Source organism: Stenotrophomonas sp. GL_111 (genome assembly GCF_057835245.1).
Genome location: NZ_CM174421.1, coordinates 1473456 through 1486793, shown reverse-complemented (window position 1 = coordinate 1486793; position 13338 = coordinate 1473456). Strand labels below are relative to the sequence as shown.

The window sequence follows — 13338 nt, the reverse complement described above, 5'->3', positions numbered from 1 at the left end:
GAGCGAAGCGACCCGCTCCGCGCCGCAGCGATCCAGTAGTGCCGGCCGCTGGCCGGCTCCGCTTTCCGTCCGGCAATCATGGGAGCCGGCCAGCGGCCGGCACTACGGTAACGGGCGACGGCGGGCGCTGCCTGCAGAAATCAGGCCAACAAGCGTTCGATCAAACGCTGGTACAGCGCTGGCAGCTGCTCCAGATCGGCCACGCGGACGTTTTCATCCACCTGGTGGATGCTCGCATTGACCGGCCCCACTTCAATGCACTGCGCGCCCAGTGGCGCGATGAAGCGTGCATCGGAGGTGCCGCCGCCGGTGCTTTCCTCGGGCGGTGTGCCCGCGAATTCGCCCAGCACTTCACGCGCCACCCGCCGCAGTGTGCCTTCCGGCGTGTAGAACGGTTCGCCGCTGCGATGCCATTTCAACGTGTAGTCCAGCGCATGGCGATCGAGCAACGTGGCGATTTCCCGTTCCAGCGTCGGTGCGTTCCAGTGCGGGTTGTAGCGCAGGTTGAACAGCACCTGCAGTTCGCCGGGAATCACGTTGTTCGCGCCGGTACCAGCGTGGATGTTGGAGACCTGCAGGCTGGTCGGCGGGAAGCTCTCGAAGCCATCGTCCCAATGCCGTGCCGTCAGTTCGGCCAGTGCGGCGGCGGCCAGGTGGATCGGATTGCGCGCCTTGTCCGGATACGCGACATGGCCCTGCACGCCCTTCACCGTCAGCGTGGCCGAGAGGCTGCCGCGGCGGCCGACCCGCAGCAGATCGCCGAGCACGGCGGTGGATGAGGGCTCGCCGGTGATGCACCAGTCGATGCCCTGCGCGCGTTCGCGGAAGAGATCGGCCACGCGGCGCACGCCATCGATGGCGTCGCCTTCCTCATCACTGGTCAACAGTACCGCCAGCGTGCCGGGGTGCTCGGGATGGGCGGCGACGAACTGCTCGGCCGCCACCACGAAGGCGGCCACGCTGCCCTTCATGTCGGCCGCGCCGCGGCCGTACAACACGCCCTCGCGGATCGTCGGCGCAAAGGGATCGCTGGTCCAGGCCGAGACCGGCCCGGTCGGCACCACATCGGTATGCCCCAGCAGCACCAGCACCGGTGCGCCCTGGCCGTGGGTGGCCCACAGGTTGTCGACTTCGCCCAGGCGCAGGTGTTCGCACTGGAAGCCCGCCGCCTGCAGGCGACCGGCCAGCAAGGCCTGGCAACCCGCGTCGTCGGGGGTCACCGAGGGCCGCGCGATCAGATCGCAGGTCAGCGCGACCACATCGTTCACGCGCCCACTCCGAACCGCTGCTTGAAGCCTTTGTCGGAGAAGCCCTGGGTCATCACCCCATCGGCCGTCACCACCACTGGCCGCTTGATCAGCTGCGGATGTTCACGCAGCAGCAGCTTCCATTCGGCATCGGACGCGGCCGCCTTGCGGTTGTCCGGCAGCTGCCGCCAGGTGGTGGAGGATTTGTTGATCAACGCGCCGAAGCCGCCGGCCTGGGCGGCCCAGTCGATCAGGGTCTCCGGGCTCGGCGCATGCTCGCGGTAGTCGATGAAGGTGTACGCCACCGCAAAGCGATCCAGCCACTTGGTGGCCTTCCTGCAGGTGTCGCAGTTCTTCAAGCCATACACGGTGGTGGTCATCGCAGGCCTCAGTCAGCCAGGCCGCGCAGCAGGTCGTTGACGCTGGTCTTGCTGCGGGTCTTGGCGTCCACCTGCTTGACGATCACCGCGCAGTACAGCGAGTGCGAACCGTCCTTGGACGGCAGCTGGCCGGACACCACCACGCTGTACGGCGGCACCGAACCGTAGCTGATCTCGCCGGTGGCGCGGTTGTACACGCGGGTGCTCTGGCCGAGGAACACGCCCATGCCGATCACGCTGTGATGGCCGACCACGAAGCCTTCCACCACTTCCGAACGCGCGCCGATGAAGCAATGGTCTTCGATGATGGTCGGGCTGGCCTGCAGCGGTTCCAGCACGCCACCGATGCCGGCGCCGCCGGACAGGTGGCAGTGCTTGCCGATCTGCGCGCACGAACCCACCGTGGCCCAGGTATCGACCATCGTGCCTTCGCCCACGTAGGCGCCGATGTTGGTGAAGCTCGGCATCAGCACCACGTCCTTGCCGAAGTAGCTGCCACGGCGTGCGATCGCACCGGGCACCACGCGCACGCCGGCACGGCGGAACTTGGCTTCATCGAAACCGGCGAAGCGCGACTCGACCTTGTCCCAGAACGGCGCCGGGCGCGCATCCACTACGGCCATGTCGTTGACGCGGAAATACAGCAGCACAGCCTTCTTCAGCCATTCGTTGACCTTCCAGCCGCCCTGGCCATCGGGCTCGGCAACCCGGAATTCACCGGTTTCCAGGCCGTCGATGACGCGCCCGACCAGCGGCTTGGTCGAGCCTTCCAGTTCATGCAGGGTCAGCGTGGCACGGCGCTCGAAGGCGCTTTCGATGCCGAACTTGAGTTCTTCCACGCCCGGCGTGGCCGGCTTGCGCAGCGACTTGCGGGCGATGGTGGCATCGCGGCTGGCGCTGCGCTTGGCCGCGCTCTCGGCGGGGCTGGCCACGGCCTTGGTGGCCGCTGCCTTCTTCGCCGCCGGCTTCTTTGCGGCAGGCGCCTTGGTCGCCGCGGCCGGCTTCTTCAGTGCGGCAGCAGTCTTGGTCGCCGCGGCGGTCTTCGCGGCGGTCTTCTTGGCAGGCTTGGTGGCCATCAGTGGGGGTCTCCGGCTTTTCGATCAGGGTCCAGGCAGGCCTGCATGGCGTCATGCAACTGCTGCCGGGAGGATTCGGTCAGGGGGTGGTCGTGCTCATCGCTGATCACGAACATGTCTTCGGCGCGCTCGCCGAAGGTGGCAATGCGTGCATCGTGCACGCGCAGCCGCTGGTTGCGCAGCACGAACGCCACGTCGGCCAGCAGGCCGGGGCGGTCGGGCGCGACCAGGCTGAAACGGGTGGCACCGCCGTTGCCCACGTCGACGTCGCGGAACTCGATGCGCGGGGCGAAACGGAAATGCCGCAGCTGGCGCGGGATCACCCGCCGCGAGGGCCGCAGCAGGGCCAGATCACCGGCCAGCGCCTCGCGCAGGGCCGCTTCCAGGCGCAGCGCGTCGCCATCGGCAAAGCTGTCGGCCGGGGTCACCTCGAACGTATCGAAAATGGTGTCGACCGGGCCATCCAGCACCCGCGCGCGGTGGATGCCGTAGCCCTTGCGGTCCAGCGTCATCACGATCGCGGCGAACAGGCCGTCGCGGTCTGGCGAATGCACGAACACCTCCAGTGCGTGGTCGTCCGGGGTGATCCGGCGCACCTTGACCAGGGTCTGGCCCTGCTTCACCGGCACCAGCGCGGCCGCCTGCCAGGCCAGCTGCTCCGGGCGCAGGCGGATGAAGCTTTCATCGGGCATCACCGCGAACTGGCGATCGATGGTGGCATCGTCGTAGCCGCGCTCGCGGACCAGTGCACGCACCGATTCGCGCGCTTCGATCACGCGTTCGGCCGCCGGCATCTGGTTTTCCAGCCCGTCGCGCAGCGCGCGGCGCGCGGCGAAGTACAGGTCGGCCAGCAGGCGGTCCTTCCAGGCGTTCCACAGCTTCGGGCTGGTCCCGGCGATGTCGGCGCAGGTCAGCAGGTAGAGATAGTCCAGGCGGTCGCGGCTGCCCACCAGGGTGGCGAAACGATGGATCACGTCCGGGTCGGAGATGTCCTGCTTCTGCGCGGTGATGGACATGCGCAGGTGCTGTTCGACCAGCCAGGCGACCAGTTCGGTATCGGAGCTGCTCAGCGCATGCGCCTGGCAGAAGTCGCGCGCATCGACCGCGCCGAGTTCGGAATGGTCACCGCCACGGCCCTTGGCGATGTCATGGAACAGCCCGGCCAGCAGCAGCAGCTCCGGCTTGCGCAGCCGCGGCCAGACTTCATGGGCGATCGAGAAACGCTCATCGGCCCGGCTGCTGGCGAACAGGCCGATGTTCCGCAGCACCATCAAGGTGTGCTGGTCCACGGTGTAGACATGGAACAGGTCGAACTGCATGCGCCCGGAGACCTGCGCGAATGCGGGAATCCACTGGCCGAGCACGCCCAGCCGCGCCATCCGCGCCAGCGTGTCCACCGCGCGCGGGCTGCGCAGCAGGGCCAGGAACTGTTCGCGTGCCGCGGCACTGGCCACGGTATAAGCCGGCAGCTCGGGCAGCGATTCGGCCAGCGCGCGCGCGGTCAGCGAATGCAGGCCACGTACGTCCGGGTTGTAGGCCCAGCTGGCAAACAGCGCGAACACCTGTTCGATATCGCCCTGCGGCCAGCGGCTGTCGTTGGCGGCCAGGTAGCCGCGGCGCAGCGAGAAACCCACGCTGACCGGCTCGGGCACCGCCTCGCCATCGAACTGTTCTTCGAAGCGCTGCAGCAGGCGGTCGCTGATCCGCCGCACCACACTGGCGCTGCGGTAGAACCCCTGCATCATCTTTTCCACGCCCAGGCTTTCGACGTCATCGCCGAAACCCAGCCGGGTTGCCAGGGTCTTCTGGTAGTCGAAGCGCAGGCGCTCTTCCGGCCGGTTGGCCACCAGGTGCAGGCCGAAGCGCAGCCGCGCCAAGGCGCAGCGCTCGCGCTTCAGTGCCGCCGCTTCATCGGCGCCAAGATGGCCCAGCCCGACCAGCGCTTCAAGGTCGCGCACCCCGAACGCGCGCAGTGCCATCCAGCCCAGCGTGTTGAGATCGCGCAGGCCCCCCGGGCCGTCCTTGATGTCCGGTTCCAGGTTGTCGGCGGTGTCGCCGAAACGCTGGTGGCGGGCCAACAGTTCCTCGCGCTTGGCCAGGAAGAATTTGCGGGGTGGCCACAGCCCGTCCACGTTCACCGCGGCCTTCAGGGCCTGGCGCGACGCGTCATCGGCGCATACCGGGCGCGATTCGATCAGGGCGGTAAGAACCGTCTGGTCGGCGCTGGCCTGGGTGCATTCGGTGGCCGAGCGCACCGCATGGCTGACCGGCAGCCCACAGTCCCACAGCAGCGCGAACAGCCGCGCCAACGCCGCTTCATGGCGACGTTGGCAATCCGGCGCGCCGAACACCAGCAGGTCGATGTCCGAGCGCGGAAACAGCTCGCCCCGCCCATAGCCGCCCACCGCGAACAGCGCCAGGCCGGCATCGGCCGGCAGGCAGCGCTGCCAGGCCAGGCGGATCAGGTGGTCGGCGGCGCGGGCGCGCAGCGCCAACAGGCGCTCGATGTTGTCGCCCTGGTCGAAGCGGCGGTACAGGCGCGCATCGGCCTGCTGCAGGTTCTGGCGTGCCAGCGCCGACCACGCGGGGTCGGCGACGGCGTCGGCCGGCGCGTCCAGGATCGGGCTCGCCGGCAGCATGCTCAGACCTGCGATTCGCCGGGCGAGAGGGTCAGCACGTCCACGCCGGTCTCGGTGACCGCGATCATGTGCTCCCACTGCGCCGACAACTTGCGGTCCTTGGTGACCACGGTCCAGCCATCGGGCAGCACCTTGTTGTAGCGGGTGCCCTCGTTGATCATCGGCTCGATGGTGAAGGTCATGCCCGGCAACAGCACCAGGCCCTGGCCGGGACGGCCGTAATGCACCACCTGCGGTTCGTCGTGGTAGACCTTGCCGATGCCGTGCCCGCAGTACTCGCGCACCACGCTGAAGCGCTCGCCTTCGGCCAGGCTCTGGATCGCATGGCCGATGTCGCCCAGCGTCGCGCCCGGCTTGACCGCGCGGATGCCGGCCCACATGGCCTGGTAGGTGGTATCGACCAGGCGCTTGGCCATCGTCGAGGGCGTACCGGCGTAGTACATGCGGCTGGTATCGCCGTGCCAGCCGTCCTTGATCACGGTGACATCGATGTTGACGATATCGCCTTCCTTCAGGACCTTGGCTTCGCTGGGAATGCCATGGCAGATGACGTTGTTGACCGACGTGCAGACCGTCTTCGGGAAGCCGCGGTAGCCGACGTTGGCCGGCGTGGCCTTCTGCACGTTGATGATGTGGTCATGGCAGATGCGGTCCAGCTCTTCGGTGGTCACGCCCGGCTTCACATACGGGGTGACCACGTCGAGCACTTCGCTGGCCAGGCGGCCGGCGATGCGCATCAGTTCGATTTCCTCTGGGGTTTTCAGATTCACGCTCATGTCCGCCATTATCGCCGATCCGGGGCCATTCTGAACGGGATCGGTGGCAGCGCCGACAGCCCCGGTTCGGCTGGGTGCCGTCCGGCCGGGGCGACGGTCACCGCCAGAACGTGAAAACTGAGAATTGCGGCCAGTTTTCCTCACGCGCCCCCGACGGCGGCCTGCCTATAAGCGGAGCTAGCGCCTCGGCGCACGTCCCCGCAGTCAGGCAGTACATCGACTTGTTCATCCAGGACCCCGTCCAAGGAGCATGCCATGCGATCCCTCCGCCCCCTGCTGTTCAGCCTTGGCCTGGCCGCCGTCGCCACGCCGGCGCTGGCCGCCGACACCACCACCTTCAACGTCAAGATCATCATCACCAAGGCCTGCACGATCACCGCGGCCGCGGCGACCGACGTTGATTTCGGCTCGGCGCTGTCCACCGCCACCGCCCCGTCCAACGCGCAGGGCACCATCACCGCGCAGTGCTCCGCGCTGACCCCGTACACCATCGCCTTGAATGCCGGCAGCAACGCCGCCACCGCCAACGACGTGACCACCCGGCGCATGGTCAACACCAATGCGGCGGTGACCACCAACAACTACGTCGGCTACCAGCTCTACCAGGACAGCGGCCATGCCAATGTCTGGGGCTCCACCACCGGCACCAATACGGTGGCTGGCACCGGCACCGGGCTCGCCGTGGCCTACAACGTGTTCGGCCAGATCGCCAACCCCAGCGTCAACAACGCCGCCACCGGTAATTACCAGGACACGGTCACCGCCACCATCTCCTACTGAGGGCCGCGCATGCCGATTTCCGCAGGGGCCCGCCCCTGGCGGGGGCTGGTCGTGGCCTGCAGCCTGCTCGCCCTGCCCGCCACCAGTCCCGCCGCCAGCCTGCAGGTCGCCCCCACCTCGCTGCAGCTCACCGCACGGCAGAACGCCGATGCGCTGTGGGTCAGCAACAGCGGCACCGCACCGGTCCAGGTGCAGGTCCGCGTCTACCGCTGGACACAGCAGAACGGGCAGGACCAGCTGCAACCCACCGACGAGCTGCAGGTCAGCCCGCCGATGCAGGCGCTCTCGGCAGGCCAGCAGCAGCTGCTGCGGGTGGTCCGAACCGACCCGCAGGCACCGCCGCAGCAACTGGCCTATCGGTTGATCGTGGACGAAGTGCCGGGCCTGGATCCGCAGCGCAGCGGCATGCAGTTCGTGCTGCGTTACTCGCTGCCCGTGTTCGTGCAACCCACCGAACCGGGCACCCCACGGCTGCAGGCACGCCTGGTGACACTGGGCGATGGTCGACCGGCTTTGGAAGTCCACAACGACGGCCGCGCGCATGCGCAGCTGGCCGATGTCGGTATCGGCACGCCCGAGCGCCCGCAGGTCCTGCACCCGGGGTTGCTGGGCTACGTGCTCGCCGGCCAGACCATGCGCTGGCCGCTGGAGGTGCCGCCGGCGCGGCTGGCAGGCGCCACTTTCCTGGCCAGGATCAATGGTGAGTCGGCCCAGACGCCACTGCCCGTTGCGCCACCGGCTCGCTGAGGCCTGCGCGCGCATGCTGCTCGGTGCCAGCCTGTTGCCGTGGGCCAGTGCGGCCGCCGAAGCCGCCGCGGAGGGCGGGTTGGAAGCCTCGGGCGTTTCCGGCGACGCCATGCTGCCGGCCCCGGCGCCCACCCCGCTGACCGCACCGCAGACGTTGTATCTGGACGTGACCTTGAACCGCACGCCGCGTGGGCTGATGCCCTTCACCCAGGAACTGGGCCGGCTGCTGGCCTCCCCCGGCACCCTGCGCCAGCTCGGTTTCCGCGCCCGCGGCGAGGCCCCGGTGCCGCTGGACCAGTTGACCGGAGTGGTGCTGCGCTATGACGCCAACCAGCAGACGTTGTCGCTGGACGTGCCACTGGAGCAGCTGGATCTGCCAACCACGCGGCTGCAGCGCGCGGGCGAAACCACGCCGGTGGCCTCGGCCTCACCGGGCAGCCTGCTCAACTACGACCTCTACGGCAGCCACAACGATGCCGGCGGCAACCTGGCGCTGACCACGCAGATGCGCGTGTTCGGGCTCGGCCGCGGCGTGCTGGAAAACAGCGCGATCATGCGTACCTACCAGGACCCGCAACGGCGCTGGCGCGGCGAAAGCGTCCGCCTGGACAGCCGCTGGCAACTGGATTTCCCCGATGCGGCAGTGACGCTCACGGTCGGCGACTTCTACAGCGGCTTCGTCGACTGGAGCCGCCCGGTGCGCATGGGCGGCATCCAGGTCGGCCGCAATTACGGCCTGCAGCCCTACCGCGTGCTGACCCCCACGCCCAGTTTCCTTGGCGAGGCGGTGGTGCCCTCCAACGTGGAGCTCTACGTGGACGGCCTGCGCCAGTACAACGGCCAGGTGCCGGTCGGCCCGTTCCAGCTGGCCGCGCAACCGGGCATCAGCGGCACCGGCAATGCCCAGGTGGTGATCACCGACGCGTTCGGGCGCATGCAGACCCTGGATTTCGCCTTCTACGGCACCCAGCAGCTGCTTGCCAAGGGGCTGTCGGACTGGTCGCTCGGGGTGGGCCGGATGCGTCGCGACTACGCCATCCGCTCTTTCGCCTATGAACCGCAGACGATTGCCAGCGGCACCTGGCGCTACGGTGCCAGCGACCGCTTCACCGCTGAACTGCATGCCGAAGGCGGTGGCGGCGTGGGCAACGCCGGCGCAGGCGGCTGGTGGTTGTTGGGCAATGCGGGTGTGGTCAATGCGGCCTATGCACGCAGCCGCTTCGACGGCCGCCAGGGCGGCCAGTACGCGCTGGGCTACAGCTGGAACAACCGCCGTTTCAACCTCAACATGTCCAGCCGCCGCAGCCACGGCGACTACCGCGACCTGGGCGCACTGCAGAACAGCCTGCCGCCGCAGATCAGCGAACAGGCCACGCTCGGCTTCAACCTGGAACGGGCCGGCGCCTTCAGCGCCAGCTACCTGCGGCTGCGCTATCGCGGCGGCGAAGACAACCGCTACGCCAGCCTGTTCTGGTCGCGCAGCATCGGCCAACGCTGGTCGGCGTATCTGTCGGTCAACCAGAACCTGTCCGACAGCCGCGACCGCAGCGTGTACCTGTCGCTGTCGGCCGCGCTCGGCAGCGGCCGACAGGCCAGCCTGTCGGCGCAGCGCAACGGCGACAGCAACACCTACATCGCCGACCTGTCCCAACCGGTGCCCGGCGATGGCAGCCAGGGCGGCATGGGCTGGCGGGTACAGGCGCGGGGCGGCGACAGCGGCGGTGGCGGGCTGGCCGAGGCGGGCTGGCTCAACCGGTCCGGCCGCTACGCACTGGGCTATTCGCGGCAGGGCAACAGCGACTACGGCTATGCCAACGCCAGTGGCAGCCTGGTCTGGATGGGCGGCCATGTGTTTGCCGCGCGCGAGGTTCCCGACGCCTTCGCGGTGGTCTCCACCGGCGATTTCAGCGGCATCCCGGTCCGCCTGGAAAACCGTGTGATCGGCAACACCGACCGCAACGGACTGCTGCTGGTCACGCCCCTGCTGTCCTGGCAACGCAACCGCCTCTCGATCGACACCCTGGCGTTGCCGGCCGATGTGCGTGCCGCCGAGGTCGACCGCTGGGTCACGCCCCGGCAGAGCGCGGGCATCGGGGTCGACTTCGGCCTGCGCCGGACCCGTGCGGTGACCGTGATCCTGCACGATGGCAACGGCCAGCCGCTGCCCGCGGGCAGCCGGATCCGCCTGCCCGATGCGCGACAGGCGACGGTCGGCTACGACGGCGAGGCCTACCTGGAAGACCTGCACGTTCCGGCGAAACTGCAGATCACCACCGAACGCGGCCACTGCACGGTGACCCTGGCCCAGCTTCCCGCCAACAGCACCCGGGTACCCCGGCTCGGCCCTCTGCCCTGTCTGCCGGAGGCCACGCCATGATCCGCGCGCTGCTGGGCCTGTTGCTGATGCTGCTGGTGCTGTGCGTCAGCCCGGCCGCACGCGCGGACACCACCTGCACCACCACCACTCCGGTCACCCTGGCATTCGGGCCGATCACCAATGGCGCGGCCAGCGTCACCAACACCACCACCACTTTCACCATTACCTGCACCACCACTGCACTAAGCCTGCTGGCCACCGCCTCGGTCCGTGCCTGTCTGGGGATCGGCAACGGCAGCGCCGGCAGCGCCACCACGCCGACCCGCAGCCTGACCAACAGCACCCTGGATGTGATGGGCTACCAGCTGTATTCCAATTCCACCCGCACCACGGTCTGGGGCCTGACCCCCGGCGCGAGCCCTGGCGCGGCGGTGGTCGACCTCAACTACAACGTACCCCTGCTCACCGGGGGCAGCGGCAATGTCCTCGTCACCATCTACGGCCAGGTCCCGGCCGCACAGGTGCTGTCCGCCGGCAGCTTCAGCAGCAGCTTCAGCGGTGCCGCGGTGACCCTGCGCTATGCCTTCAACGAAGTGCTGCTCGGCACTGCCAGCCCGCCGGCCGCGTGCACCACCGCGGCCGGTGCCGGCGCCACCGGCAACAAGTCCGCCACCGGCGGTTTTCCGTTCACCGTCACCGCCAATGTGCTGCCACAGTGCAGCACCTACATCACCACCGACATGGATTTCGGCAACAACGCCGGCGCGATCACCGGCAACATCGACCGCCTCTCGACCATCGGCCTGACCTGCATCAACCGCACCGCCTACAACATCGGCCTGAACAACGGCCAGCACGTGCTCGGCACCACCACCCGGCGCATGCAGCACCTCACCAATCCCGCGTATTTCATCGCCTACGAGCTGTATCGCGACAGCGGGCGCAGCCAGCGCTGGGGCAACACGATCGGGGTGGACACCGTGACCGGCACCGGCAACGGCGCCGCCCAGACCGTGACCGTGTATGGCCGCGCGCCGCCCACCAGTGGCGCCCTGCCGGCCGAAGGCAGCTACAAGGACGTCATCACCGTGACCATCACCTACTGATCCCGGCCACGCGCCAGCCCTCAAGCCGGCCGGGCACCGGCCGATACCGGCCACGTCCCCCGGCTGTGATGTTCGATGACCCTGCGACGGTTTCCCGCCCTCCTGGCCTGCCTGGCCGCCCTGTCGTGGGCGATCGTTTCCCCGGCCTTTGCGCAATCGCATACCGGCCTGCGCATCGCGCTGCGGATCGTGGCCGACTGCGCTGCCGCCCCATCGTCCGGGGATCGGCACTGCCCGCCCGCGCAGCAACGCAGTGACGCACCCACCCCGGTACCGCCCCAGGTGCAGGCGCTGACCCCGGCCGAACCGGCCGAGGCGCACGCCCAGGACCGGGTCACGGTCACCTATTGATATGGTCCTTCGCGTCCTGCTCGCCCTGGCCCTGGGGTTACCGGCGTTCGCCGCACCGGGCCTGGAACTGTCCGCCACAGCGGTTCTGCTCCCGGCCGAGCAGGCCGACACTACCCTGTGGCTGCACAACCCCGGCCCCGCGCCCTGGTCCGGCCAGGCCCGGCTGTACCGCTGGGAGCAGCAGGACGACGCCGAACAACTGCGCCCCACCGAGGGCCTGGCTCTGAGTCCGGCGCGGCTGGAGATCGCGCCCGGCCAGCGTCAGCGCCTGCGCGTGGTTCGCCTGGACGCGGCCCCCGTACAGGTGCAGCAGGCCTATCGGCTGGTCATCAGCCCCGATCCCGCCCTGCCCGCACAACACGCACCGCGCTATTCATTGCCGGTGTTTCTGGACCCACCCACCGCCATCGTCGCCACCCCTGCCCTGCAGGTCGCCGTGCAGCCTGGCCCGCAGCCGCAGCTGCAGCTTTACAATGGCGGCCACCACCACGCGCACCTGGCCGACCTGGTGTTCATCGATGCCCAGGGCCATCGGCACCCCCTGATCGCGGGCCTGGCCGGCTATGTCCTGCCCGGCCGCCAGCGCAGCTGGCCGCTGCCGCCGCGCGCCGATGGCTACGCGGGTGGTCAATTCCGGGCCCGCCTGGACCATGCCGACGAGGCTGCGCTGGCACCGCCACCCCCGCCAATTGCACCCTCGGCCGCCAGCGGGCTATAATCGACCGGATCCCCCGCGCCTTGGTGCAGGGGAAACCGTCAACACCGGACGTCACCGGTGAATCCACACCTGCCGCCCATATCCGTGCCGGGGTGCTCCGCAAGGAGTTCGGTCACGGAAGCGACAGGGAAGCCAAACCCCGGAACCACCCGCCTTGCGGCGGACCGCCCAACTATTACCCGTGGCGGCCGGTTCCCATTCAGGAGTAGTGCAATGCCTCAGGTCACCATGCGTCAGATGCTGGAAGCCGGCGTCCATTTCGGCCACCAGACCCGTTACTGGAACCCCAAGATGGGCCAGTACATCTTCGGCGCCCGCGGCAAGATCCACATCATCAACCTGGAAAAGACCGTTCCGCTCTTCAATGACGCGATGAACTTCATTTCCAGCGTTGCCCAGAAGCGCGGCACCATCCTGTTCCTGGGCACCAAGCGCAGCGCCCGCGAGTCGATCCGCGAAGAAGCCGAGCGTTGCGGCATGCCGTTCATGAACCAGCGTTGGCTGGGCGGCACCCTGACCAACTTCCGTACCGTCAAGCAGTCGGTTGCCCGCCTGAAGGAACTGGAAGCCGGCGAAACCGACGGCACCTTCGAGAAGCTGGTCAAGCACGAAGTGCTGGGCCTGCGTCGCGAGCGCGACAAGCTGGAAGCCTCGCTGGGCGGCATCAAGGACATGAACCGTCTGCCGGACGCGATCTTCGTCATCGATATCGGCCACGAAGACATCGCCATCAAGGAAGCCAAGAAGCTCGGCATCCCGGTGATCGCCGTGGTTGATACCAACTACAACCCGGAACTGGTCGACTACGCGATCCCGGGCAACGACGACGCCATCCGCGCTGTGCAGCTGTACGCCCGCGCTGCCGCCGACGCCGTGCTGGAAGGCAAGGCTGCTGCTCCGCACGCTGCCACCGTCCGTGAAGAAGAGTTCAGCGAAGCCGCTGGCGAAGAAGCCAAGCCGGCCCGCCGCGCTCCGGCCAAGAAGGCTGCTGCTCCGGCTGCTGCTGCTGCCGCTCCGGCCGCTGTCGCTCCGGCTGCCGATGCTCCGGCCGCCGACAAGGCTGGCGAAGCCCAGGCCTGATCCAGGCCCTCGGTGGGCGCCGCGCGCCCACCGTTCCTGTCCGCTGCCGATGGCGCGATGACAGGACCCTGTCATACGGGCCGGCCACCATGCCGGCCCAACCCCTTTCTTTCGTGAGGAA

The 13338-nt window shown here is 68.5% G+C and carries 12 protein-coding genes; 7 read left to right on the top strand and 5 right to left on the bottom strand.

Annotation, left to right across the window (positions count from 1 at the left end):
• Positions 1 to 140: 140 nt before the first annotated feature.
• From dapE to map, 5 genes are read right to left on the bottom strand one after another with little or no spacing between them, the layout of a single operon-like run.
• A complete protein-coding gene (gene dapE, locus AC3IPM_RS06725) occupies positions 141 to 1268 on the bottom strand; it encodes a succinyl-diaminopimelate desuccinylase (protein WP_489303190.1) in 1128 nt (375 codons plus the stop codon).
• A complete protein-coding gene (locus AC3IPM_RS06720) occupies positions 1265 to 1627 on the bottom strand; it encodes an arsenate reductase (RefSeq protein WP_489303189.1) in 363 nt (120 codons plus the stop codon). Before AC3IPM_RS06720 ends, dapE begins: the two co-directional genes overlap by 4 nt.
• Before the next feature lie 8 nt (positions 1628 to 1635).
• On the bottom strand, positions 1636 to 2703 hold the full coding sequence (gene dapD / locus AC3IPM_RS06715) for a 2,3,4,5-tetrahydropyridine-2,6-dicarboxylate N-succinyltransferase (RefSeq protein WP_489303188.1): 1068 nt from the start codon (positions 2701 to 2703) through the stop codon (positions 1636 to 1638).
• Positions 2703 to 5342: a [protein-PII] uridylyltransferase gene (locus tag AC3IPM_RS06710; protein WP_489303187.1), complete on the bottom strand. Its 2640-nt coding sequence runs from the start codon at positions 5340 to 5342 to the stop codon at positions 2703 to 2705. Before AC3IPM_RS06710 ends, dapD begins: the two co-directional genes overlap by 1 nt.
• A gap of 2 nt (positions 5343 to 5344) precedes the next feature.
• On the bottom strand, positions 5345 to 6118 hold the full coding sequence (map, locus tag AC3IPM_RS06705; protein ID WP_489303186.1) for a type I methionyl aminopeptidase: 774 nt from the start codon (positions 6116 to 6118) through the stop codon (positions 5345 to 5347).
• 255 nt (positions 6119 to 6373) lie between these two features.
• Here map and AC3IPM_RS06700 point away from each other — a divergent pair, with 255 nt between their 5' ends.
• The 7 genes from AC3IPM_RS06700 (at position 6374) to rpsB (ending at position 13217) form a co-directional block, all read left to right on the top strand.
• Positions 6374 to 6898 (top strand): Csu type fimbrial protein, encoded by a 525-nt coding sequence (locus AC3IPM_RS06700; RefSeq protein WP_489303185.1) that lies wholly within the window; start codon positions 6374 to 6376, stop codon positions 6896 to 6898.
• 9 nt (positions 6899 to 6907) lie between these two features.
• A complete protein-coding gene (locus tag AC3IPM_RS06695; protein ID WP_489303184.1) occupies positions 6908 to 7645 on the top strand; it encodes a fimbrial biogenesis chaperone in 738 nt (245 codons plus the stop codon).
• Positions 7646 to 7658: 13 nt separating this feature from the next.
• Positions 7659 to 10022 carry a fimbria/pilus outer membrane usher protein gene (locus tag AC3IPM_RS06690; RefSeq protein ID WP_489304027.1) on the top strand — a complete coding sequence of 788 codons (2364 nt, stop codon included), beginning with the start codon at positions 7659 to 7661 and terminating at the stop codon, positions 10020 to 10022.
• Positions 10019 to 11068: a Csu type fimbrial protein gene (locus tag AC3IPM_RS06685; RefSeq protein ID WP_489303183.1), complete on the top strand. Its 1050-nt coding sequence runs from the start codon at positions 10019 to 10021 to the stop codon at positions 11066 to 11068. Before AC3IPM_RS06690 ends, AC3IPM_RS06685 begins: the two co-directional genes overlap by 4 nt.
• Positions 11069 to 11143: 75 nt before the next feature.
• The gene (locus tag AC3IPM_RS06680) at positions 11144 to 11419 is read left to right on the top strand and encodes a hypothetical protein (RefSeq protein WP_489303182.1); all 276 of its coding nucleotides are present in this window, start codon (positions 11144 to 11146) and stop codon (positions 11417 to 11419) included.
• 1 nt (position 11420) lies between these two features.
• Positions 11421 to 12137, top strand: a complete 717-nt coding sequence (locus AC3IPM_RS06675) for a fimbrial biogenesis chaperone (protein WP_489303181.1) — start codon at positions 11421 to 11423, stop codon at positions 12135 to 12137.
• A gap of 213 nt (positions 12138 to 12350) precedes the next feature.
• Positions 12351 to 13217: a 30S ribosomal protein S2 gene (rpsB, locus tag AC3IPM_RS06670; protein WP_489303180.1), complete on the top strand. Its 867-nt coding sequence runs from the start codon at positions 12351 to 12353 to the stop codon at positions 13215 to 13217.
• Positions 13218 to 13338 lie beyond the last annotated feature (121 nt).